Origin of the sequence: Peribacillus sp. B2I2 (genome assembly GCF_041261685.1) — a bacterium.
Lineage (GTDB): Bacteria > Bacillota > Bacilli > Bacillales > DSM-1321 > Peribacillus.
Genome location: NZ_JBGCCB010000001.1, coordinates 4,687,394 through 4,710,273, shown reverse-complemented (window position 1 = coordinate 4,710,273; position 22,880 = coordinate 4,687,394). Strand labels below are relative to the sequence as shown.

General features: G+C 35.0%; 25 protein-coding genes and 1 pseudogene. All 26 read left to right on the top strand.

What is annotated here, in order from left to right; translation table 11 throughout:
- Nucleotides 1–918: 918 nt before the first annotated feature.
- On the top strand, nucleotides 919–1,212 hold the full coding sequence (locus tag ABIE66_RS23435; protein ID WP_370017103.1) for a GNAT family N-acetyltransferase: 294 nt from the start codon (nucleotides 919–921) through the stop codon (nucleotides 1,210–1,212).
- A gap of 196 nt (nucleotides 1,213–1,408) precedes the next feature.
- On the top strand, nucleotides 1,409–1,765 hold the full coding sequence (locus ABIE66_RS23430; RefSeq protein ID WP_370016494.1) for an MmcQ/YjbR family DNA-binding protein: 357 nt from the start codon (nucleotides 1,409–1,411) through the stop codon (nucleotides 1,763–1,765).
- A gap of 239 nt (nucleotides 1,766–2,004) precedes the next feature.
- The gene (locus tag ABIE66_RS23425; RefSeq protein WP_370016493.1) at nucleotides 2,005–2,172 is read left to right on the top strand and encodes a hypothetical protein; all 168 of its coding nucleotides are present in this window, start codon (nucleotides 2,005–2,007) and stop codon (nucleotides 2,170–2,172) included.
- A gap of 178 nt (nucleotides 2,173–2,350) precedes the next feature.
- Nucleotides 2,351–2,812 (top strand): GNAT family N-acetyltransferase, encoded by a 462-nt coding sequence (locus tag ABIE66_RS23420; RefSeq protein ID WP_370016492.1) that lies wholly within the window; start codon nucleotides 2,351–2,353, stop codon nucleotides 2,810–2,812.
- Nucleotides 2,813–2,884: 72 nt separating this feature from the next.
- Nucleotides 2,885–3,445: a histidine phosphatase family protein gene (locus tag ABIE66_RS23415; RefSeq protein WP_370017102.1), complete on the top strand. Its 561-nt coding sequence runs from the start codon at nucleotides 2,885–2,887 to the stop codon at nucleotides 3,443–3,445.
- A 305-nt stretch (nucleotides 3,446–3,750) separates the two neighbouring features.
- Nucleotides 3,751–3,951, top strand: coding sequence for a YolD-like family protein (locus ABIE66_RS23410; protein WP_370016491.1), 201 nt, complete (start codon nucleotides 3,751–3,753; stop codon nucleotides 3,949–3,951).
- A 997-nt stretch (nucleotides 3,952–4,948) separates the two neighbouring features.
- Nucleotides 4,949–5,785: a hypothetical protein gene (locus ABIE66_RS23405; protein WP_370016490.1), complete on the top strand. Its 837-nt coding sequence runs from the start codon at nucleotides 4,949–4,951 to the stop codon at nucleotides 5,783–5,785.
- Between the two features lie 75 nt (nucleotides 5,786–5,860).
- Complete coding sequence (locus tag ABIE66_RS23400; protein ID WP_370016489.1) at nucleotides 5,861–6,826, top strand: hypothetical protein; 966 nt, start codon at nucleotides 5,861–5,863, stop codon at nucleotides 6,824–6,826.
- Nucleotides 6,823–7,692, top strand: a complete 870-nt coding sequence (locus tag ABIE66_RS23395; protein ID WP_370016488.1) for a S8 family peptidase — start codon at nucleotides 6,823–6,825, stop codon at nucleotides 7,690–7,692. The genes ABIE66_RS23400 and ABIE66_RS23395 overlap by 4 nt, the downstream gene beginning before the upstream one ends.
- 12 nt (nucleotides 7,693–7,704) lie before the next feature.
- Nucleotides 7,705–8,277, top strand: coding sequence for a hypothetical protein (locus ABIE66_RS23390; protein WP_370016487.1), 573 nt, complete (start codon nucleotides 7,705–7,707; stop codon nucleotides 8,275–8,277).
- A gap of 727 nt (nucleotides 8,278–9,004) precedes the next feature.
- Nucleotides 9,005–9,445 carry a GNAT family N-acetyltransferase gene (locus ABIE66_RS23385; protein WP_370016486.1) on the top strand — a complete coding sequence of 147 codons (441 nt, stop codon included), beginning with the start codon at nucleotides 9,005–9,007 and terminating at the stop codon, nucleotides 9,443–9,445.
- A gap of 72 nt (nucleotides 9,446–9,517) precedes the next feature.
- Complete coding sequence (locus ABIE66_RS23380) at nucleotides 9,518–10,060, top strand: PepSY domain-containing protein (RefSeq protein WP_370016485.1); 543 nt, start codon at nucleotides 9,518–9,520, stop codon at nucleotides 10,058–10,060.
- 219 nt (nucleotides 10,061–10,279) lie between these two features.
- Complete coding sequence (locus tag ABIE66_RS23375) at nucleotides 10,280–10,972, top strand: aspartate/glutamate racemase family protein (protein ID WP_370016484.1); 693 nt, start codon at nucleotides 10,280–10,282, stop codon at nucleotides 10,970–10,972.
- Nucleotides 10,973–11,108: 136 nt separating this feature from the next.
- Nucleotides 11,109–11,367 (top strand): annotated as a pseudogene (locus tag ABIE66_RS23370) (IS110 family transposase); the annotation flags it as partial.
- Nucleotides 11,368–11,408: 41 nt separating this feature from the next.
- Complete coding sequence (locus ABIE66_RS23365) at nucleotides 11,409–12,680, top strand: MFS transporter (protein ID WP_370016483.1); 1,272 nt, start codon at nucleotides 11,409–11,411, stop codon at nucleotides 12,678–12,680.
- Nucleotides 12,681–12,958: 278 nt separating this feature from the next.
- Nucleotides 12,959–13,441: a DUF2975 domain-containing protein gene (locus ABIE66_RS23360; protein WP_289326569.1), complete on the top strand. Its 483-nt coding sequence runs from the start codon at nucleotides 12,959–12,961 to the stop codon at nucleotides 13,439–13,441.
- 15 nt (nucleotides 13,442–13,456) lie between these two features.
- Nucleotides 13,457–13,678, top strand: a complete 222-nt coding sequence (locus tag ABIE66_RS23355; protein ID WP_289326568.1) for a helix-turn-helix domain-containing protein — start codon at nucleotides 13,457–13,459, stop codon at nucleotides 13,676–13,678.
- A 95-nt stretch (nucleotides 13,679–13,773) separates the two neighbouring features.
- Nucleotides 13,774–14,565, top strand: coding sequence for a DUF817 domain-containing protein (locus ABIE66_RS23350; RefSeq protein WP_289326567.1), 792 nt, complete (start codon nucleotides 13,774–13,776; stop codon nucleotides 14,563–14,565).
- A 371-nt stretch (nucleotides 14,566–14,936) separates the two neighbouring features.
- Nucleotides 14,937–15,911 (top strand): sugar-binding transcriptional regulator, encoded by a 975-nt coding sequence (locus tag ABIE66_RS23345; RefSeq protein WP_289326566.1) that lies wholly within the window; start codon nucleotides 14,937–14,939, stop codon nucleotides 15,909–15,911.
- Between the two features lie 75 nt (nucleotides 15,912–15,986).
- Nucleotides 15,987–16,409, top strand: a complete 423-nt coding sequence (locus tag ABIE66_RS23340; RefSeq protein WP_370016482.1) for a transcriptional regulator GutM — start codon at nucleotides 15,987–15,989, stop codon at nucleotides 16,407–16,409.
- Between the two features lie 20 nt (nucleotides 16,410–16,429).
- Nucleotides 16,430–16,975, top strand: a complete 546-nt coding sequence (gene srlA / locus ABIE66_RS23335) for a PTS glucitol/sorbitol transporter subunit IIC (protein WP_214787058.1) — start codon at nucleotides 16,430–16,432, stop codon at nucleotides 16,973–16,975.
- A gap of 13 nt (nucleotides 16,976–16,988) precedes the next feature.
- The gene (gene srlE, locus ABIE66_RS23330) at nucleotides 16,989–18,014 is read left to right on the top strand and encodes a PTS glucitol/sorbitol transporter subunit IIB (RefSeq protein WP_370016481.1); all 1,026 of its coding nucleotides are present in this window, start codon (nucleotides 16,989–16,991) and stop codon (nucleotides 18,012–18,014) included.
- Between the two features lie 54 nt (nucleotides 18,015–18,068).
- Nucleotides 18,069–18,437: a PTS glucitol/sorbitol transporter subunit IIA gene (locus ABIE66_RS23325; RefSeq protein WP_370016480.1), complete on the top strand. Its 369-nt coding sequence runs from the start codon at nucleotides 18,069–18,071 to the stop codon at nucleotides 18,435–18,437.
- A gap of 178 nt (nucleotides 18,438–18,615) precedes the next feature.
- Nucleotides 18,616–19,416 (top strand): SDR family oxidoreductase, encoded by an 801-nt coding sequence (locus tag ABIE66_RS23320; RefSeq protein ID WP_289326562.1) that lies wholly within the window; start codon nucleotides 18,616–18,618, stop codon nucleotides 19,414–19,416.
- A 614-nt stretch (nucleotides 19,417–20,030) separates the two neighbouring features.
- Complete coding sequence (locus tag ABIE66_RS23315; RefSeq protein WP_370016479.1) at nucleotides 20,031–21,191, top strand: CapA family protein; 1,161 nt, start codon at nucleotides 20,031–20,033, stop codon at nucleotides 21,189–21,191.
- Nucleotides 21,192–21,521: 330 nt separating this feature from the next.
- On the top strand, nucleotides 21,522–22,865 hold the full coding sequence (locus tag ABIE66_RS23310) for an FAD-binding oxidoreductase (protein ID WP_370016478.1): 1,344 nt from the start codon (nucleotides 21,522–21,524) through the stop codon (nucleotides 22,863–22,865).
- Nucleotides 22,866–22,880 lie beyond the last annotated feature (15 nt).

The window sequence follows — 22,880 nt, the reverse complement described above, 5'->3', positions numbered from 1 at the left end:
CGGTTTATATATTTTTATTACACGAAAAAAATCCAGAAAATCACTATTAATGCTTTTGTTATCCATTATTGCGTTTTATAGTAGTGCATACATTTTTTATTTTGTATCTTATCCCTTCAATTTAATTGGCACATTATTTATACTAGTGCTTTGGGTTGTTATTCTTCAACTTGTTAAAAAATTCAATTCAGGAAAAGAGCAAGTATTCTGGTATGTATGCATATTGTATGTGGCAATATATCATTTTTTACATTATATTTTTGACCCACTTGCTGAAAAAAATATATGGTATGCGGGAATATTTTTCATATATACGAATGTTGGATTGACTTCACTTGCAGTATATTATTTTATCTGGGTCTATAAGAAGAAGTAGTTAAATAAGTTACACATTTTAGGAGACCTTCAATTACGAAGGTCTTTGTTTAAAAATAAAAACAACATGAATCATTAACATAGCCTATTTTAAAAAATATGTGAAGGATTGTACTTAAACTAACGGGTGCGTTAGCTGAAGATCAGAGTTGGCTTTAAGGCAGCTTTTTCTTATGGCACTATAGGGGCATGTTAGTTCATTAAGAAAATGAGGACTAATGTGTAGAGTGTTTACGGATAATAAAATTGTTTAAAAATTATATGATGGAAGTTAATACCAACTATTTTATTTCTTGTATAATAAAAAGAAGGAATATTTCGTTACTTTATTCAAAAGAAGCATTATGTGTGTTTAAAGGGAGGTATAAAACAGTGGTGAAATTACGTTTATACTCTTCAAAATAAAATTTTGAGGAGGAAAATATAATGTCAATAATTATTATTGAACAAAAACACATAGAGCAAGATGATTTAAAAAGCCTTTATGATGATGTTGAGTGGTATGCATATACGAAAGATTTAAATCAATTACAATAAGCTTTAATTCAATCTTTAAATGTTGTATCAGCGTGGGAACACAGGAAATTAATCGGTTTAACTCGGATCGTTGGAGATGGACTGACAATTGTCTATGTTCAAGATATTTTAGTTTTAAATGAATATAAAAATCAAGGGATTGCAACACTCATGATGCAGCATGTCCTTGAAAAATATAAGGATGTACGTCAAAAAGTACTTTTAACAGAAGAAGCACCTGATGTACGTCACTTCTACGAAAAGAATGGTTTTCAATCTTGTGATAAAGGGGCCCTAGTAGCTTTCGCTAAACTTGATTAGGGGACGATTATTAGCTATTCGCCACCCAAATTAAACAACCTTATTAGGTGCGTTAGCCGAAGATCAAAGCTGTCTTTAAGGCAGCTTTTTCTTATGGCACTATAGGGGCAGGTTAGTGCAATAAAGGGTCCAAGGCTTATAATTTAGGATGCAATTAAAAAATTAGAAAGTTATTATTTTAGAGAAGAGGTTAACAATGAAAAATAGAGAGGAAGCTATCGGTTACTGTTTAGGGATGGGGAATACATATGAAGATTATCCATTTCGCGATAAGAATTGGACGTTAATGCGACATATAGATAACAAGAAAGTGTTTGCGTGGATATTTGAAAAAGATGGCCATATTTGGATTAATGTGAAATGTGAACTCGGTTTTTTGGATTATTGGCGTCAGATTTACAATTCGGTAGTTCCGGCATTTCATCTTAATAAGGACCATTGGAATTCGATAATTCTTGACGGTACTGTTCCAAAGGAAGACATTTACGAAATGATAAAACAAAGCTATTTGTTAACTAAAAAAAGTAATAGTAAAGTTAATTTGAAAAAGTGAAGGCATTGATTCAGCAGGAAGGATTAATGCCTTTTTCTGTGGAACTTACTATGATTGTGAAATAATCTACTTAAAGTAACGGGTGCGTTAGCTGAAGATCAGAGCTGTCTTTAAGGCAGCTCTTTCTTATGCAACTATCGGGGCAGGTTACTTGAAGAAGAGCTATGTTAAAAGTTCAATCACGTTTACTAATTTATGGTAACATTAAATTAATGAATTTTATTAGGAGAGCTAAAATTATGGGTATTATACTTTCAATTTTTTACGGCTTTGTTGGTTTAGTTATTCTATTTTTTATTGTTCAATATGCCATAAGTATTGGGATTGACAATTCTAAAGAAGTTAAGGCTTTAAGGTCCGAACTTAAAGAAATAAAAAATCAACTCAAAGATTTAGGTGGAAAATAAACACATAAGAATTTTTCTTATTCGTTAGGTGGTAATTGGAGCTGTCTTTAAGGCAGATTTTTTCTTAATGAACTATCGGGGCAGGATAGTTCATTAAGGGAAACACTAGAAATTTCCCTAAAATTACATAAAAAGGTACAATTATTTAGAATTTTAAAAGATGGATGAGGGATTTGTTATGAATATTAGTCAAACCAGGAATTTCAATTTGGTCGCTAAATTAAACAAATATGTGCACGATTTACATTCAAATTTATATCCTAAATACTTTAAGGAATATAACTATGAAAATGTGAAGGAAGTTTTCAAAAGTCTGGTTAATAACGAAAGTTTCATTTTCCTTTTGTTAGAAGATAATGAAGAAGCTCTTGGCTATGCTTGGATAGAGATAAGAGAATATCCAGAAAATGCGTTTAAAAAAGGATATAAGTCTGTTTATGTACACCAGATTAGCATAGTAGAAACTAAGAGGAATAAGGGTTATGGTTCAAGCCTTATGGAATGTATATATGAAATGGCGAACGATCGAGGAATAGATTTAATAGAATTAGATTATTGGTTTGAGAACAGTGTTGCAAAGGACTTCTATAAAAAGCAAAATTTTATAAAGTACAGAGAATTTGTTTATAAAGAACTGTAATTCTTACGGAACTAAAGGAGCAGTTTGGTTACACAAGGAAAATTAAAGATTTAATTGGGGGATACTTGTATGATAAAAAAGATTTATATTGTGAGACATTGTGAAGCACAAGGCCAACCTTCGGAAGCACAACTAACAAAAAAAGGATTGAAACAAGCGAAATATTTATCTGAATTTTTCTCCAATACTAAAATTGATCGAATCATATCAAGTCCATTTTTACGTGCTATTCAATCAGTAGAACCAATAAGTGAGAAAATAAACTTAAAAATAGAGATTGATGAACGTTTGTCAGAACGCACACTAAGTACAACGGACCTACCTGACTGGTTTGAAAAACTTAAAGCAACGTTCAATGATATGGAGTTGAAATTTGAAGGAGGAGAGTCGAGTCAAGAAGCAATGAACCGAATAGTAAGCGTTGTAGATGAAGTTTTTAAAAGTGAAACTGAAAACACAATAATCGTTACTCACGGAAATTTAATGTCTTTACTGCTAAAGAATTATAATAATAACTTTGATTTTGAATGTTGGAGGAATCTTAGTAATCCTGACGTCTTTCAATTAACTTTTACAAAAAATGATGTAAATATTGAACGTATATGGCAAGAAGAAACAATAATAAATATTTGATTAGGCGTATTATTTTGTTCAACTAACAAGTGCTTTACTCAATAAGGGAGTTGCATTGGCAGCTCTTTTTCTTATATTTGTGAAGGATTGTACTTAAACTAACAGGTGCGTTATTTCCATAGGGCATAAAGGAATTCCACAATAAGTGGTCTCTTTTATTTGTTCAAAAATCAACTTTTCTCTTGCCCGAACTTATTTGTGGAAGGGATTTTTTTCTGTCTTTAACAGGAACATTTGTTCGTTTATAATGGATGTAAAGGAGGGATCTTTCTGATGAGTACAATTCGTGATAGAGGGCTCGTTAAATGGCAAGCAGCATTCATTATGCGATGGAATATCATTTACCAATAAGTTTTAGATTGCATAACGAGGGAAATCCACATGAATTATACGGACATTGTGTGTACATACATCCTTTCACGAAAGAGCTACGAATTCAAAAGAAAGATAGTTCCTTTGAGTATATAAAGTTTGATAATATCATTAGTGTAATCGTTGAGGATTAATAAAAGCCCTTACTCACTTTGAGTAGGGCTCTTTTTTTGTTGAAGCTCTGTTAAAGATGTTGTTGAATTTCTTAATGAACTAAAGGAGCAGGTTAGTTCCATAAAAAATGCTATGTAGGGAAGTATTTCTTTTAGGATATTTATCGGAACGTAATTATATATTGAATATAGGAACGAGGATATATGAATGAAAAAAAGAAGTTTTGCCATTAAGGAATTCTTATTGGAGTATTTTATCACTGGTTTGTGTTTTATTAGGAATTCTATTCTGGTTTATATACTTTTTGGTTCCTAGTCAAAATATAGGTCTTGACCAAGGGTTCCCAATGTGGGCTTGGACTTTTATTATGAATCCAATTTGTCTCAACTTGGCTAGGATTGGTTCAAAATTCACTAATAAATTTTCCATGTTTGGGATCACAGGGAATCTATTTATGACATTTAGTGTATTTTTTGCTTGGTATATTGGTTATCTAGTTGAATGGCTGTCCTCCATTGTTCATTAAAACTTTTCTAGTATCTGCTGAACGCTAACTTTTTATAATATAGGTGACAATTAACATCAGGTGGACAATATATTTTGAGGAGAACTTTAGATAAAAAAAATACAGTATAGCAAAGTTTTATTTAGTAGTAGGACTATTTTTAACAATTGGTTATTCAAGTTTTGCTAAAGATATAGTAGAAAAGCTTACTACGCAAATGAATAATCCTGAAATGAATTGGATATGGTTATATTTTTTATTTGTTGGCATTATTCATTTCTCAATAAATAATCTTAAAAGGAAATAATTGATTAGCTTACGATAATTAATAACTAACACACAATTGAACCAAAGGGACAGGAGGGTGAATGGTGACATATTTTTAGATCCAAGATAGTATTCATAGATTGGGAATAGAATAAAAGTATTATTTTACTATTTTTTTGTTTTCATATACTTTAATTTATTGTAAAATCTACATTGTTGTAAAATATTATAATTGGAGGAAAAAAATGAAAAAAGTAAGATTTATGATTTTTGGTTTATTTTTATACTGTATTACATCTACCGTAAGTTATGCTTCTGCCGAAGGAACAGTAGATGACACTGTAAATCTTCAAGTAAAACAAAATCTATTTTTAGAAATTCCAAAAGATGGTGGTACACCAGAAGAAATAGAAGAACTAATTAATATTTATGAAAGTGCGGGTTGGATTGCAGATGGTGATTTTTTTATTAAAGAAGTAAACCAACAAAATGTAGTGGTAGAATATGCAGGCGATACATACCACACTTCTCCTGAGGGTACTGTACAGATTCCTGTTGAAGAAAGCCAAGGAGAAGAAATCGAAGTATTGGTTAATTCTGTAGGTGATGAAATGGATCCTCACTTAGTTGAGGTTGATAAAGTTTCGACAACCAAGATTGTTCAAGATATATACCTAGATGAAATTCTTGAGGAAATGGGTAATCCAAATCTACAAGAAGAAGAACAAGTAACTGAAACAACTGACCAGAATGCTTCAGATATTGTAGGAAGCGTATCAGCAGGTACATCGTACTCTCGCGGAGCTACGGTTCACTGTAATCGCTTTAATGGGTATCTGGGTGACGGAAAGTACTATGATAAATTTGATCATCCGGTCTTGGCAGCTAAAAATTTTGTGCAAAGTGACTGTGATGTTGCGTTATTCTGGTATACATATTGCTTGAAGGACTATGGAGAAGCAAGTAAGCGATATTGTTCTAATTATACATCTAGTAATAAGGGTAAATGCTCTATACTTAGTAAGGTAGGTCACTCAAGAAAGTACCATAAACATACTGGATTTTTCAGTCCTTCTAGCTGATTTATCAATAATTAATAAAGAGAACTATGGTTTCTCCTAAGTTCTCTTTTAATAATTTAGGGAGAGAAATACTTTATGAAATATTTTAAACTAGGCGCAACTTTGGTTTTCTCAATTATTTTTTTAATAATGTTTTTCCTTTTGGTTGGAGATTTTTCAAAGAATCAAAAAGTTGTAGCTCAAGTAAATGACTATGAATTAAAAGAAAAAGAATTACAAAAATCGCTAAATGAACTTTATAGAGATACTGCAATTACTCGTAAAGTTAATGACATTTTAGTGAAAGAAGAAATTAAAAGAGCTGGATATAAAAACTTAGATAAACAAGAATTTAATAAAGCAAAAAAATATTATTCTCTAGTTAATAATATGGAGATAAAAGAGAATAATATCGATAAAAGTTTAAGGGAGAAAATTGAGCTTTTTTACTATACATTGTTAATAATCAAAAAAAACACCGTTACTGATGAGGAACTTAATAAATTTTGGAACGAAGAAAAGAACAAATCTGTTTCTTCTGAATACCAGGTGAAAGTTTACACTGATAAAGATCATAATAAATTGCAGCAAATTGAAAATGACTTAGCCAAAGGGGTTAAATTACAGGATATTGAAGGTAAATACAATATTCAATTTAAAAATGAGACTGTAAAAGAGGATAATCCTATATCTTCTGATATATCTCAATTAAAACCATTAGATTATTTGCATTCACACAACTATATAAACGAATCAAATATAAAAAATGAAGAGAATACCGAAAGTCATGAAAGTCATGAAAGTCATGAAAGTCATGAAAGTCATGAAAGTCATGAAAGTCATGAAAGTCATGAAAGTCATGAAAGTCATGGTGAAAGCCAAGGAGAAGGTAGTCATGCAATACTTATCCTTGAAAAAATTATCAATGGGCAATCTAAAACTTTAGAAAATGACAAAGACGAAATTAGCGATTATTATATTACAAAAAATATATATAAAGAGAAAATTGAATTAATTAGTCATTTAAAGAGCAAATATAAGGTTAAATTGCAAAAAAAATGAAATTAAAAGTCTGTATTTTTATTCTTTTTTTTATAATAATATTAACTACCTGCTATTATTTCGCCTTTTACACTAAAAACTCTTTAATAGAAGTAGAAACATCTATTAATAAGCAGAAACTAAATTATATTAATGAAAAAGATTGGATGGAAAAATACTTGGCTACTAATCAAAATCAGTTTAGTGGTTCAGGAGTTAAAGTTGCAGTTTTAGATACTGAAGAAGGCAATAGCAAATGTGATTTTTATTATAATGAACAAAAAGTAAAGAAAAATAGTAATCTTCATTCGGATGAAATTATATCAACTATACAAAAAATTTCTCCGGATGTTACTTTATATTGTGCAACTGTAGCCTCCCCGAGTGGTGAAGTACATGCTCATGACTTATTAATGGGTATTAAATGGGCTATAGAACAAGATGTAGATATTATTAATATGAGTTTAGGCTTCACTCAGAATATTAAAGAAGCAGAATCTATTCTAAAACTTGCAAATATAAATGGTATTGTAATGATTGCTGCCTCAGGTAATAGCGGTAAAAATCTTCTTGAATATCCTGCTTCTTCTCCATATGTGATTGCTGTAGGGGCATTGGATTCTAATGGAAATAGATGGACATACTCAAATTACGGTGATAATTTAGACTTTGTGCTTCCAGGAGTATTTTTTAGTTCAGAAAAGGATTATAAACAAGGAACTTCATATTCTACAGCAATTATGTCTGGTATAGTGGGAAGGATTTTAGAAGAATATCCAGAATTTACTCCTTCAAATGTTTATAATAAATTAATTGAAATGACAGACAATCAATACAAATTTAATAAATTCAAAGGTTATGGGACACCTACATTTAATGCATCCTAGGGGGAAAAGTGGTTGATAATAATAGGTTTGGCAGCTATTGTTTTTTTAGTTTTTTGTTATATTTTAATCAAATTCCTCTCATTAAAAGTTAGTATAATAATAATTGTATCTATTATATTTATATTATTAATTTTTTACTTTATAAATAGTAGTAATTTCTTTGTAGAGAGTACTGATTTAAAAAATGAATCACTAAATGAAATTCATCTTGGAGATGAAATTACTCCATTATTATTTAAGGAATTAAAGAATAGCTATGGGAAAATAGTGAACGATACTGGTATGGCAATATTAATTACTACTGAACATGATAATTCTTATAAGTTTGAAAAAGTTTATCTAGGCGTTACAAATAATAAAGTTAATAGTGTTGTTTCAGAAAATCCTAATATAAAAACTAGTAAAGGTATTAGTATTGGAGACAACATAGTTGCGATTAAAGAATTATACGGTAATAATTTTAAATCATCCATTGATGAAATAGGGGAAACTATTACATATATTGATAAGGATAGAAACATTCTTCTTCGATTTGTGATAAATAAAGAGGAAGTATATCAAATCATTTTAACTACCAACTCATGAATCTATATTGAGGGAAAGGGAGATAAACATGGGAATTTCAATAGTAATTATTTTTTCTTTCATTTTATCCTTAATATTTTTAATTATAGGATTAATGAAAAAACAAAGAAGTATAATCATTTTCTCTAGTATTCTTTTGGTTCTATCATTAGGTTTAGGAGCTTTTATATTCGAACTTATAGGATATATGTAAAAATATATTTCTATTTATTCAAATCAGAACATTTCATTTAGAAATGTTCTTTTTAAATTCAAATCATTAGGATTTATGATGGAAGGGATTAGCGAAAATATCTGCTTTATATTACTTGACTGTACTAAGAATGTTAAGTATTTCCTTTTATTTAGTTACTTTTGTGTCGGCTTACATATTTTTTTAAAAGCAAAAAAACAAAGAAAATATATTTAGGATTTATCTCGCTGTCATTGGTTTTATAACTCCTTAATGGTCAACATTTGTCACGGATATATGGTGGGGCTATTGTAAGAATTAATTGAAGATATAACAAGATAAACAAAAGGAATTTAAATTTGCCGAAGTCTGACTCTGACTTTTTTACTACAAGAAGTCTTATGCAACTAACGGGTGCGTTAGCTGAAGAGCGGAGCTGTCTTTAAGGCAGCTCCTTTTCTTATGCATCTAAAGGGTCAGGTTAGTTCAACAAAGATAAGATATAATTTGGATTAATATACAAAATTTTAATGAAAATAGAAAGGAAGCATGAATATGACAGAAATGTCACCACTGACATCGGAGAATTTAGAGCTATGTATCGAACTCTACATGAACGTTTTTAATAGTGAACCATGGAATGAAAGTTGGACATACGAGACTGCAAAAGAAAGACTTACTGACTTATTGAATACTCCTAAGTTTCTTGGTTTTTTATTCCATGACGATCACAATCCAGTAGGTTTTATTGCTGGAAATAGTAAGGTGTCTTATCAAGGTTTAACTTTTTATCTGGCGGAACTTTGTGTAAATAATCAAATGCAAGGTAAGGGATACGGCTCAAAAATGCTTCATTCTTTAGAAGATGAACTACAGAAGAGAGGGATTAAAAGCCTATATTTATTAACTGCTAACGACGGGCTTGCAGAAGCATTTTATCGAAAGAATGATTATGTTGTAAATGAACATAGGATAGTTATGAAGAAAAGTTTATAATTGTACGAATTTTAGGCTTTTACTCCAAATTGAAAAATGTTGTGAAAAGTAGCCAAGGAGTGTGGTGGAACAATGTCGAAATCTGTAAAGTTGTATCAATTTAGCCGAAAAGTACATAAATGGTCAGGATTAATTTTATCTGTTTTTTTTATGTTCATCGCAGTCACAGGCCTCGTGCTTGTTTATATGATACCATTCGGAGTGGCTGATGAGTTAAGGACCGGGAAAGAGTCGAGTCCAGATCAAGCGATACCAATGGAGAAGGTCGTGTCGATTGCTGCTTCCCAGGGGCTTCCAGGGACAGACTCGGTTGATGATATATTTAGAATTGAATATAGACCAAGTGCAAATGTTTACCAGGTTCGCTTTAATAACAGTCAAGGTGTTCAAATCGACGCAAGTACGGGAAAAGTTTTATCCACGAACCCGGATTACTCAACTTTCCTCATTACTTTGCATGATGGATCCTTCTTTGGCAATTGGTATAGATACACGATCCTCACAATGACAGGTTTAGCCTTAATACTGCTGTCATTTTCAGGGTATTATATGTTTGGCTTTCCTCTTTATAAGCGTCTGATGGCGAAAAGAAAAACAAGAGATTCGGAGATTTAGCTAGGGGACCCATTAAGGAATGTGTTTTACTGTGAGAAGTATCTAACTTAGATTTTTAGCAAACACCATCTACAACTTACAGGTGTTTTATGTTAATAACAAGCTGCGGCAACACTTGTTTTCTTATGGAACTAAAATGGCGGGTTTGTTTAAGAAGAAAGATACATTGAATTTATGTTTGTAATTTTCAATTCATTTCAAATTAAAAGGGGAATATTGATGAAAACTATTGGGCTTATCGGTGGAATGAGTTGGGAGTCATCGTTAGAATATTATCGTATTATTAACGAAGAAGTGAAAGCTAAATTGGGAGGATTGCATTCAGCCAAGTGCATTTTATATAGCGTGGATTTTGAAGAAATAGAACGCTATCAAGCTGAAGGCGATTGGGAAAGTTCAGGTAAATTATTGGGGGATGTTGCTCAGTCTTTGGAAAAGGCAGGTGCAGAAATTATTGTAATTTGTACAAATACGATGCATAAAGTGATTAGATATATTGAAGAAAAAGTTAGCATACCAATTTTACACATTGCTGATTCAACAGCAAAACAAATTCAAAAGTCCGAAATAAGTAAGGTTGGTTTACTTGGTACTAAATATACGATGGAGCAAGACTTTTATAAAACACGAATTGAGTTTAATGGTATTAAGGTTTTGATACCAAATGATGAGGATAGAAAAGTGATAAATCAAGTAATTTATGAAGAGTTATGTTTAGGGGAAATTCAACAATCATCAAGGGATTATTACAAAAAGGTCATTAAGAAGTTAGTTGATGATGGAGCTGAAGGAATAATATTAGGTTGCACAGAAATTGGATTATTAGTAAAACCAGAGGATTCAGAAGTACCATTATTTGATACAACAGTAATACATGCCATTGAATCTGTTAATATGGCATTAGGAAAATAATTTGATTAGACAATGTACTTTCAATCCGAGGTAAATCACTTTCTCCTTCATCATCTAACAGGTGCTTTATTTCAATAAGCGAGGTTGCTCGGCAGCCTTTTTTCTTATTGAACTAAAGAAAGGTTAGCTTAATGTAGATGGATTTGCTAGTTTATTAAAATGGATGGATAAGATTCAGAGATTAAATAAACTGGAGGTAGCCATTGTGGGAATGGAACCTAAAATCCATTACTGGATGATCTTTCGAAGTGGCTATTTAAACAAGGAATTGAGGTAGTGACGGTAAACATCACTTAGTAAAAAGGAATAAAGAAAACAGTGATGATTCTCAGTCGAAAAGTGATAAGAAAGATGCCCTGGTCATCACTGATATGGTGAAGAACGGTTACTACACCGGAGAAATTACAGAATGATATATGAATTGAGGTCTTAACAAATGTCTAGTAAAACATATCAATTGAACCAGAGTTATGTAGATTCTCAAGAAAAACAAAAAATGTTATACAAACGTACATTGATTATTATAAGTATTTCACAAATTTTTGGTGGTGCTGGGTTAGCAGCTGGAGTTACGGTGGGGGCACTTCTTGCACAACAAATGCTTGGCACAGATGCATTTTCTGGACTTCCTTCGGGATTATTTACTTTAGGGTCTGCAGGGGCTGCTTTAATCGTAGGGAGACTTTCTCAACGTTACGGTCGTCGTACAGGTCTAACAGCTGGTTTTATGGTAGGTGGACTTGGAGCGATAGGAGTCATAACTGCAGCTATAATAAATAGCATTTTCCTTTTATTCGCTTCCCTGCTCATTTATGGTGCAGGAACAGCGACAAATTTACAAGCTCGTTACGCTGGTACGGACTTAGCAAACAATAAACAGCGAGCTACTGCTATTAGTATTACTATGGTATTTACAACATTTGGTGCAGTTGCAGGTCCGAATTTAGTGAATGTAATGGGGGATTTTGCTCTTTCCATTGGCGTTCCATCACTTGCTGGTCCTTTCATTTTATCAGCAGCAGCATTTATCTTAGCAGGTCTTGTACTTTTCATCATGCTTCGTCCAGACCCATTGGTTATAGCTAGAACAATAGAAGTGTCCAACCAAGAAAGTAATCGAATAAAACATTCGACAGATACTGATAAAACAGAAAACAAAAGAGGCATTATTGTTGGTGCAACAATCATGGTTCTTACTCAAATTGTCATGGTGGCTATTATGACAATGACACCAGTTCATATGAGACATCATGGACATGACTTAGGTGAAATAGGTCTTGTTATTGGCTTTCATATAGGTGCAATGTTTCTCCCTTCTCTGGTTACAGGTGTCCTTGTTGATAAGTTTGGTCGTACTACCATGGCTATTGCCTCTGGAGTTACGCTGCTTCTGGCAGGTTTAATATCAGCGGTTGCACCAGGTGATTCTATGATTCTCCTAGTTATTGCTCTTTCTTTACTTGGATTAGGATGGAATTTTGGTTTAATAAGTGGGACTGCTCTCATTGTTGATTCAACTGGAACTTCGACTCGGGCTAAAACTCAAGGTGCAGTGGATGTTTTAATTGCATTATCAGGTGCTTCTGGTGGAGCCTTTTCTGGAATGATTGTGGCGGGTTCAAGTTATACAACATTATCATTTATTGGAGGGTTATTATCTTTATTATTGATTCCTGTAGTTATCTGGTCTCGGGGAAGTGAAAAATAAAATAACCAATTTCTCTACGAAATGAGATTTTTTGATGAACTAACAGATGCTTTACATCGATAAGGAAGGTTGCTGCGGCAGCCTTTTTCTTATGGATTTAAAGGGGCAAGTTGCACAAGTTATCTTTCTTTGTAATGAGTATGCTTTTCTTCTTTTTTTAAAATGAAAGGGATAATTACGTAACAATAATAATATAATAAAAGACAATAATACTTTATTGTAAAACGATAAAACGTGTGTTAAAGTCAAATTAATAATAAATAAGTGAGGTGCTTTTTATGAAACGGGGAACAACACTCTTTTTAAAGATAGCTGTTATTCTTATTGGAATTCCAGTTCTTGCTTTGTGCATATTTTTGGTGCCTGAGATAGCGAATTTTGCAGCAGAATTGTATCCGGATTTTGCTTATATGAAATATCTCGTTTTAATCGATTTGTATGCATCGGCGATACCTTTTTACTTTGCTCTGTATCAAGCTTTTAAACTTTTAAGCTATATTGACAAGAACAAAGCTTTCTCGGAATTATCTGTTAGAGCTTTAAAGATTATCAAATATTGTGCAATCACAATCAGTATCTTGTATGTCGCAGGCATGCCACTCTTTTATCTCATGGCGGAGATGGACGACGCCCCAGGTATCATATTAATCGGAATGGTCGTTATTTTTGCTTCAATGGTGGTTGCTGTCTTTGCTGCCGTTCTTCAAAGGCTTTTAAAAGAAGCCATAGATATAAAAGCGGAAAATGATTTAATAGTCTGATCTGAGGTGAATAATATGGCAATTATAATCAATATTGATGTGATGCTGGCGAAAAGGAAAATGAGCGTTACAGAACTTTCTGAGAGGGTTGGAATCACGATGGCTAATCTTTCCATATTGAAGAATGGCAAGGCAAAAGCGATTCGATTATCAACTTTAGAGGCGATTTGTAAGGCTTTAGAATGTCAACCCGGAGATATTTTAGAATACCGAAATGATGAAGGCGCAAAAGATTAATAAAGTGGGGAAATGCAACATTGAAAGGAAAAGAAAGATTTTTAAAAAGGGGAGTTACTCATGAATTTAACGATTCAAAAATGGGGGCACCAATCATGAGAGCACTAAAACAACTCGTTCGTTTTGGTTGGGAGCAGGCCCTATCATGTTTGTTTCCTGTCGTTATTTTTGCCTCTTTGGCTTTTACAAAAGTCATGCCGCTTCCCTTCCTGTCACGGTATGACTGGCTGCTCATCATCTGCCTTCTTATGCAGTGGTGGATGGTGCGTTCTGGACTTGAAACACGGGATGAGCTAAAGGTTATCACATTGTTCCACCTTATTGGACTTGCTCTTGAACTTTTCAAGGTACATATGGGCTCCTGGTCTTATCCAGAGGAAGGATATTTCAAAATTTTTGGAGTGCCTTTGTATAGCGGATTCATGTACGCAAGTGTAGCGAGTTATCTTTGCCAGGCGTGGAGGAGGCTTAAGGTTGAACTGGTTAAGTGGCCACCGTTTTTGGTAGTTGTACCTCTTGCAGCTGCGATTTATTTGAATTTTTTCACCCACCATTATTGGATTGACGTTCGTTGGTGGTTATCTGGACTTGTCATTATCGTCTTTTGGCAATCATGGGTCACATACGAGGTTGATGGAACTCGTTACCGAATGCCACTAGCGCTTTCTTTTGTGCTCATCGGATTTTTTATATGGATAGCCGAAAATATCGCAACATTCTTTGGGGCGTGGGAATATCCAAACCAAACCGATGCATGGAGTCTGGTTCATCTAGGAAAGGTGAGTTCATGGCTCTTATTAGTGATTGTTAGCTTTCTTATAGTGGCGACGTTAAAACAGGTTAAGGGGAAAAGTTCCACTAGGATAGATACCAGTCAATTTTTATAACTGTTAAGAGCCCTCATAAAAAAAGTCGGATCCTTAGAATAGTAAGGAATTCGACTTTTTTTAGGTTGAAGTTTTCCTGGCCTACAAATTTCCGAAATGGATAAATTGGAAAAGGAACGTTCGAGTTGTTGCTTTGCTCTTTATAAATACTTTTGATAATAGAAATGAAGCAGCCCGATCCAATGGAGCTGCTTCATTTTTTTGGGGCTTTTATGAGTCCACACCAAGCACAAATGACATAATTTTTTAAAAATTTGCACAAGTGGTATTTTTTTGTTGACGTAGCTATTTTTGTAAGCGTATACTAAATTCAATAAAGCACAAATGATTAGGGTTGCACAAATGTGCATATTTAAAAAGGAAGTGACGAAATGGATAAAAGAGAAGAAAAAAGGCTCTTAGTTAAAATTGCGCAAATGTACTATGAAGAAGATATGACGCAAGGCGCCATTTCAAAAGAATTAGGTATATACCGAACATCCGTCAGCAGACTTTTAAAAAAAGCAAGGGAAGATGGTGTAGTTAAAATTACTGTCAGCAGCGATATTGATGGAGCTTTTGAATTGGAACGTCAATTGGAAAAGTTGTTTGGCTTAAAAGAAGTAATTATCGTTCCTGAAAAAAGAGACAGTACCGAACTGGATAAAAAGAAAGTGGTTGCGATGGCCGGGGCTGAATTACTAAAACGGATTATTAAAGACGGTGATGTCGTAGGCTGTGCCTGGGGAAGCACAATGGCCAGTCTGATCGGTGAATTTACCAACGCCGGAAAAAAAGACGCTAATTTTGTCCCTTTAGTAGGTGGGCCTGGACCTATGGATACGAAGCATCACGTCAATAGAATTGTTTATAATATTGCAGAAGATTTTGGAGGAACTTCTTATTTTATTGATGCTGCGGCAGTAGTGGAAAAAAAAGAGACAAAGGATGACATTGTTCAATCTCACTACTTCACTAAAATAACGGAGCTTTGGGACAACTTAACAATTGCAGTAGTAGGGATTGGGAACCCAAACCAATCATCTAATTTAGTCTGGGCTGGCTTTTGCGGCAATCGGGAAATTGAAGATTTAAATCAACAAGGTGCCATAGGTGATATCTGCTCACGATTTTATGATATAGACGGAAACCTGATTCAATCTGACTTATCTGATCGAACAATAGCCATTGAGCTGGAAAAACTAAAAAATATTCCATACTCAATCGGTATTGCAGAGTCTGTTGAAAAAGCTCCTTCCATTATTGGGGGATTAAGAGGAGGATACATTAACACTCTGATCACCACTGAGGAAACGGCAAATGAAATCATTGAAATCATAGAAGAAAATGGAACATCCTTATCTTAGGAAGTATGGATTAATTATCTGATTGTAACGGAAACAAGATGTAAGATTCAGTTCATATGAAAAGAGGAAATCAAAATGCTATGGTATGTCATTATATTAATTGGTTTTTCTTGGCTCCTTCAAAGCATTTTTGGACTTTTGCAAATCAAGCATTTCAATAAAAGGTATGCAGAGTTGAGAAAGCTTGGAAGGGTCGCGATTGGGAAAAGAACGGGACTTTTTAAATCTGGCACTGTCGTAATGTTTGCAATTGACCGAAAAAACAACATATTGAAAGCTGCCAAAATGCAGGGAGTAACCGTGCTTTCAAGAGTAAGGAACTTAAAAGGATTTGAAGGGAAAAATCTCTTACACCTCGGTGAAGAGGATTTTCATAAAGTAAATAAGTTAACAAGGTTAGCCATTGAGGATGCACTGAACAGCTATCATATTATCTCTAAAGGGGGTGAATTGAAGGTTAAGAAAGGCTGGATTGATTTACTCTTATCAAAAAAATAGGAATTATTGAGGTGAATTGAATGGATTGGCTTACAAATGCAGCAGATGGCTTTATGAATTTATTTAGAGCAGGTGCCGAAACTTTTGTCGATTTAGTAACAGGTATTGTTCCACTCCTTATCATGCTTTTAGTTGCAATGAATGCTCTTATACGGTTGGTTGGAGAAGAAAGAGTGGAACTGATTGCGAAGAAATCGAGTAAGAACCCACTTACAAGATATTTTGTTCTTCCGGTAATTGGAACGTTCGCTTTGGCAAATCCAATGACATTATCACTTGGGAAATTTTTGCCGGAAAAATACAAACCAAGCTATTATGCTGCTGCTTCTTATTCCTGTCACACGCATAACGGACTTTTTCCACACGTTAATCCAGGAGAGCTGTTCGTATTCTTGGGAATTGCTGCAGGAATTACAACACTGGGATTTGAAACAACAGAACTAGCCCTTCGGTACTTCTTGGTGGGGATTTTCACAAACTTTTTAAGAGGTTGGGTAACAGATTTAACAACTTATTATGTATCTAAACAGCAAGGCGTTAAATTGAAAGAAACAGTGGATCTCTAAGGAGGGGAAAGGAATGACTCAAACGGTTACGAAGTACAAGTCAATTGTCGTCAATGCAGGGCAAGGCGGATTTGGCGGGCCATTAGTGATTTCACCGACAGAAGAAAAAAATAAAGTGGTATATGTAACAGGCGGAACAAGACCGGATATTGCAGACACCATTGCAGAATTAACAGGCTGTGAATTAGTCGACGGTTTTAAAACGAGTGTACCCGAGGATGAAATGGCGTGTGTCATCATTGATTGTGGCGGAACGCTCCGATGTGGCTTATACCCCAAAAAAAGAATCATGACGATCAATATCATGCCTACTGGACAAAGTGGCCCGTTAGCAATGCACATTACCGAGGACATTTACGTTTCTGGAGTAAAGCCTCAAAACATTGAATTGTATGAAGGTGCTGCAACACCTCCAACATCCAATGTGAACAATGCTAACGGACAAATTGAAAAAACAATTTCTAAACCTAAGTATAGCGCAGATAAAAAAATTAGTGAACAAAGAAAGCCTAAAGGCGCCATAACACGCATTGGGATGGCGATGGGTTCCATCGTCAATGTCTTTTATCAGGCTGGCCGCGACACGATAGATACTGTCATTAAAACAATTTTACCGTTTATGGCTTTTGTGGCCATGTTAATCGGGGTGATTAAAGCATCTGGAATTGGGGATGTGTTCGCACAATATTTATCACCATTTGCAGGAACTTTGCCGGGCTTGCTCTTAATCTCTTTAATTTGCTCATTCCCATTATTATCACCATTCTTGGGACCGGGAGCTGTTATTTCACAGGTCATTGGGACATTAATTGGAGTGGAAATTGGAAAAGGAAATATCCCTCCGCACCTTGCATTGCCAGCTCTTTTCGCGATTAACTCACAGGCTGGAGCTGATTTTGTTCCAGTTGGGCTAGGTTTAGCAGAGGCAAAAGTGGAAACCATTGAAGTCGGAGTTCCTTCCGTATTGTACGGACGTTTTTTAACCGGAGCACCAACCGTTTTTATTGCTTGGCTCGCAAGCTTCGGTTTGTATGAATAATTACTAGAATAGATTCTGAATGAATGATGTAAAGCAAAGAATTGGAGGAGTTTCTTGTGCAGACAGTTTATCAAACTAAAATTTAACCAACTTGGTCCATCTGTCTCTGATTTTCTTGGAGAAAAAATGTTCATCTTATTCGGAGCAAATGCCCCGATTGAATTAGCGGATTATTGCCTATTAATTGATGTAAATGAAATTAATGGAGAAATCGAAAAGGGTGACATTCTCGTCTTAGGCAATCAGCAATATACCATTACCTCTGTAGGTGACGTGGTGAAAAAGAATTTAGGTTCACTTGGACATATCACGTTAAAATTCAATGGTTCTGAAACGGCAGAATTACCTGGCACTATACATCTTGAAGAAAGAGATATTCAAATGCCGCAAGCAGGGACAACTCTTCAAATCTTGAAAAAATAAGCTTATCAAAGATTTATTAGAATAATTGAATGCAAGAAGAGGGAAGTTCCCTCACCGGAAAATTGCATTTAGTAAGAGTCAACACAGCCAAAACGAGAATAAATAATTTAGAGTTTGTTACTCATTTTTAAATTTCACCTATGATTCTCGACTCTATATATAATAAGGAGGAAAAAAAATGAATGAATCATGGCCTCAATTAGAAAATAAAGTGGCAATTGTTACGGGTGGTGCCTCTGGAATTGGCTCGAAAATTACAGCGCATTTAGTAAAGAACGGTACAAAGGTGATTGTTTCCGATCTAAATGTAAATACTGGCGAACAAACTGATGGAACATATCATATCCAATGCGACGTTACCAATAAAGAAAGCGTTGAAAATATGGTCACCATAGCCACCGAGTTATTTGGAACTGTAGATATTTTAGTTAATAATGCTGGTGTAAACTTACCACGTTTACTTGTTGATTTCCGTGGCGAAAAGCCAGAGTATGAGTTAAGTGAAAAGGACTTTGATTTCATGGTTGCCGTCAATCAAAAAGGACCTTACCTTTGTGCTCAGGCAGTTGCGAGAGTAATGGTGAAAAATAATAAAGGCGTTATCATTAATATTTCTTCCGAGGCAGGTATGGAAGGATCTTCTGGACAAAGTGTTTATTCGGCAACAAAAGGTGCTGTCAATGGCTTTACCCGTTCTTGGGCAAAAGAGCTGGGGATATTCAACATCCGCGTAGTCGGTGTTGCGCCAGGGATCAATGAGCAAACAGGTTTAACAACAGACGCTTATAATGAAGCATTAGCTTACACACGTGGAGTGACAGTAGAAGGTCTTGGAACAGATTACAGCAAAACGATACCACTTGGACGACCTGGTAAATTGGATGAAATTGGTGAATTGGTCACTTATCTAGCTTCAGACCGTTCTAGTTATATTACAGGTACAACCGTTAATATTTCAGGTGGAAAATCCCGCGGATAAATAATGGCATCAACCACTGAGATCCCTTTCATCCCAATTATGAAAACGAGGGTGTTGGTTTTAGTAAGTCTTTAATTAACAAACAGGTGTGTTCGTATTATAAGGTTAGCCAGTTTATTTACTGGTTGACCTTTTTTTAATGGAGCCTAATATATCAGTAGCCTAGTTAGGATGGACGGATGCGAGGGACATGATCCCGTGAACGATAATTGTTGGACGGGATGTGGCAAATGAAAGAAGCCCCTCTCTATATGAGAAGGGCTTTTATCCGATATCCAAAGTGGTCACATATGATTGGTGCCCATTTTTAAAATTAGCCATTCGTTGAACAGTGACAAGTTCGCTCACTTCTAGTAAGTCTATTCATCATTCGCTTCGTTCGCGATTTGCTTTAAGTATCCTTTTGGAATGGACTGCGTCAAACGGAAATGCTTTGTATACGACTGATGAGATAGCAAGCACATCTGACATAGCAACACATGATATGGCTAACTTTTTTTCCTATTTCGTACTCTGTTTCAAACAAATGATGTGTTCATTTTAAATATCAAATAGATATTTTTGTTGTTATTTCCTAAAAACACCCTACTATAATAGTAGGAGGTAGCATTGCCATGAAAAGAATACTAGTGTTTCTAGCTACATTTATATGTTTGTTATGGATTCTTGCACCATTTGTAAAAGGTCAATTTCAAGAGGAACCAAAAGTCTCGGAAACAAAGGCAGAAAATAAAAAGAAACTTAAACCCGAAAACGCTTCATCTAACGCTCATACACCTGTTCCGAAACAAAAAGTAACTGCAGCAACCATAGGCGCTGTGGGAGATATTTTAATTCACGATAGGGTGTATATACCCGCCCGCAAGTCAAACGGCTCGTATGACTTTAATCCGATGTTCCGATTTGTGAAGCCCTATCTGGGAAAAACGGATATTACGGTGGCTAATCAGGAAACGATGATTGGCGGGAAAGAAATAGGGCTTTCCTCATATCCTTCCTTTAATTCACCAGTAGAGGTGGGAGATGCTCTAAAGGCAAACGGGGTTGATCTCGTGACAATCGCCAATAACCATACACTTGACCGAGGAGAAAAGGCCATTTTGAATGCGCTTAACCACTGGAACAGTATTGGGATGCCTTATACAGGAGCTTATCAATCGTCTGAAGACCAGAAGATCATTCGAATATTAAAAAGAAACGATATTACCTTTTCGTTTCTCAGCTATACGTATGGAACGAACGGGATTCCTGTTCCTGCGGGGAAGCCGCATCTTGTGAATTTAATTGATACCACGAGAATCCAGACGGAAGTTAAAGAAGCAGAGAAAGTTTCAGATGTCGTTGTGGTCAGTCTGCATTTCGGCAAAGAGTATGAACGGTTGCCTAATGATGAACAAAAGCTACTTGCTCAAACGACAGCTAATGCAGGTGCTGATATTATTATTGGCCACCACCCACACGTTTTGCAGCCTGTTTCATGGCTTACAAAACCAAACGGCGAACGGGCATTTGTTGCTTATTCGCTTGGGAATTTCTTATCCGGCCAGCAGGGAGATTACAAAGACATCGGCGGTATTATGCAAATTGGCGTAAAGAAAATCCAAACCGGGAATGATGTGAAAATCGAACTGCAAAATCCTAAATTCCTGCCAACCTGGGTCAACCGGCCATATGAGATCATTCCAATGAAAACCTTGAATGATCAGTCTGACAAATATAACGAAATTCAAAAACATATGAATCAATTCATGCCTGAACTGTCATTTGATTTTTAATGAAGGTACAGTCTTTGGCATTGGAAAAAACTAATTGTTTTACATAATGAAAAAGCCACCGGCTATGTAGCCGGTGGACCGCATATTCCTCCTAATAAGGTAAACACTATTCACCATGTTCCAGCTAAACGGCTTGAACCAACAGACGAACACGACTTATTGACAAAGAACCTATTCCGCAAAACATATAAAAAAAACTGTCATATGAGCGAACTATATGAGATTACATGTGGAAGAAGGAAATTCCAATTCTCTAAATTTTCTTCATAGTATTAACTCTCAATTCATACAATTGAAAATCTACAAAAGTATTTAATGGGAGTGGAATGCATGGGATCTAGAGAGTTAACAGGACGTGTAATCTTCAAAGGAGACCCCGGCTATAAAGAAGCCATTAAGAATTGGAACCCTTATGTTGATACTTTTCCTCTTGTCTTTGTTTTTGCACAAAATACCCTTGATGTAAGCAATGGAATTAAATGGGCACGTAAGAATAATGTACCTGTACGTGTTAGAAGTGGCCGTCATGCTCTTGATAAGAACCTCTCAGTAGTAAAGGGAGGAATTGTTATTGATGTCAGTGACATGCAAAAAGTGCACTTAAATAAAAAAAAGGCAATTGCGACCGTTCAAACAGGAATTCACGTAGGCCCGCTTGTAAAAGGATTAGCTCGAAAAGGGTTTATGGCTCCGTTTGGAGACAGTCCAACCGTTGGCATCGGAGGAATTACGATGGGCGGTGGATTTGGTGTGCTCTCACGATCGATTGGTCTTATAAGTGATAACCTCCTCGCACTGAAAACAGTGGATGCAAAAGGCAGGATTATTCAAGCAAATAAGGACGAAAACAAGGATCTATTTTGGGCTTCCAGAGGCGGAGGAGGAGGTAATTTTGGATATAATACCGAATACACATTTAAAGTTCGTCCTGCCCCTAAAACTGCAACCGTCTTCAATATCATTTGGCCGTGGGAACAATTGGAAACAATATTTAAAGCTTGGCAAAAATGGGCGCCGTTTGTAGACGAACGATTAGGGTGCATACTTGAGATTTACAGCAAAGTAAATGGTTTGTGTCATGCCGAAGGAATTTTCCAGGGTTCAAAAACTGAGCTCATTAAATTATTGAAACCTTTAACAAATTCTGCAACCCCAACGCAAATAGTTATAGAAACATTATCCTATCCAGACGCTATAGATTTCTTAGACCCTGACGAACCAATCCCTGGTAGATCTGATCAGAATGTTAAATTCTCCTCGGCTTGGGGACTTAATCTTTGGTCGGAAAAACCAATTTCAATCATGAGAAAATTTTTGGAGGAAGCCACTGGGACAGAATCCAATTTCTTTTTTATAAATTGGGGTGGTGCTTTAAGCAGAGTACCTAGCGACAAAACAGCCTTCTTTTGGCGTAATCCATTGTTTTATGTGGAATGGACTGCTAGTTGGGAAAATAAATCACAAGAAGCTATGAATCTTGCATCAGTTGAAAGGGTACGTAAGCTGATAAAACCATATGTAACAGGTTCATATGTTAATGTTCCAGACCAAAATATTGAGAATTTCGGAAAAGCATATTACGGCTCAAACTTTGCAAGGCTTCAAAAAGTAAAGGCGAAATATGATCCCAAAAATTTATTTCATTTTCCACAGAGCATACCACCATCTTTTTAAATAGTTTATTCGTTC

Bases quoted from the DNA above. Each gene is read 5' to 3' on its own strand.
- srlE (WP_370016481.1), top strand. From the start codon at position 16,989: ATGACTCAAACGGTTACGAAGTACAAGTCAATTGTCGTCAATGCAGGG.
- ABIE66_RS23315 (WP_370016479.1), top strand. From the start codon at position 20,031: ATGAAAAGAATACTAGTGTTTCTAGCTACATTTATATGTTTGTTATGG.
- ABIE66_RS23425 (WP_370016493.1), top strand. From the start codon at position 2,005: ATGGGTATTATACTTTCAATTTTTTACGGCTTTGTTGGTTTAGTTATT.
- ABIE66_RS23380 (WP_370016485.1), top strand. From the start codon at position 9,518: ATGTCGAAATCTGTAAAGTTGTATCAATTTAGCCGAAAAGTACATAAA.
- ABIE66_RS23365 (WP_370016483.1), top strand. From the start codon at position 11,409: ATGTCTAGTAAAACATATCAATTGAACCAGAGTTATGTAGATTCTCAA.
- ABIE66_RS23420 (WP_370016492.1), top strand. From the start codon at position 2,351: ATGAATATTAGTCAAACCAGGAATTTCAATTTGGTCGCTAAATTAAAC.
- ABIE66_RS23405 (WP_370016490.1), top strand. From the start codon at position 4,949: ATGAAAAAAGTAAGATTTATGATTTTTGGTTTATTTTTATACTGTATT.
- ABIE66_RS23310 (WP_370016478.1), top strand. From the start codon at position 21,522: ATGGGATCTAGAGAGTTAACAGGACGTGTAATCTTCAAAGGAGACCCC.
- ABIE66_RS23340 (WP_370016482.1), top strand. From the start codon at position 15,987: ATGCTATGGTATGTCATTATATTAATTGGTTTTTCTTGGCTCCTTCAA.
- ABIE66_RS23355 (WP_289326568.1), top strand. From the start codon at position 13,457: ATGGCAATTATAATCAATATTGATGTGATGCTGGCGAAAAGGAAAATG.
- ABIE66_RS23395 (WP_370016488.1), top strand. From the start codon at position 6,823: ATGAAATTAAAAGTCTGTATTTTTATTCTTTTTTTTATAATAATATTA.
- ABIE66_RS23385 (WP_370016486.1), top strand. From the start codon at position 9,005: ATGACAGAAATGTCACCACTGACATCGGAGAATTTAGAGCTATGTATC.
- ABIE66_RS23375 (WP_370016484.1), top strand. From the start codon at position 10,280: ATGAAAACTATTGGGCTTATCGGTGGAATGAGTTGGGAGTCATCGTTA.
- ABIE66_RS23400 (WP_370016489.1), top strand. From the start codon at position 5,861: ATGAAATATTTTAAACTAGGCGCAACTTTGGTTTTCTCAATTATTTTT.
- ABIE66_RS23345 (WP_289326566.1), top strand. From the start codon at position 14,937: ATGGATAAAAGAGAAGAAAAAAGGCTCTTAGTTAAAATTGCGCAAATG.
- ABIE66_RS23430 (WP_370016494.1), top strand. From the start codon at position 1,409: ATGAAAAATAGAGAGGAAGCTATCGGTTACTGTTTAGGGATGGGGAAT.
- ABIE66_RS23410 (WP_370016491.1), top strand. From the start codon at position 3,751: ATGGCAAGCAGCATTCATTATGCGATGGAATATCATTTACCAATAAGT.
- ABIE66_RS23350 (WP_289326567.1), top strand. From the start codon at position 13,774: ATGAGAGCACTAAAACAACTCGTTCGTTTTGGTTGGGAGCAGGCCCTA.
- srlA (WP_214787058.1), top strand. From the start codon at position 16,430: ATGGATTGGCTTACAAATGCAGCAGATGGCTTTATGAATTTATTTAGA.
- ABIE66_RS23320 (WP_289326562.1), top strand. From the start codon at position 18,616: ATGAATGAATCATGGCCTCAATTAGAAAATAAAGTGGCAATTGTTACG.
- ABIE66_RS23360 (WP_289326569.1), top strand. From the start codon at position 12,959: ATGAAACGGGGAACAACACTCTTTTTAAAGATAGCTGTTATTCTTATT.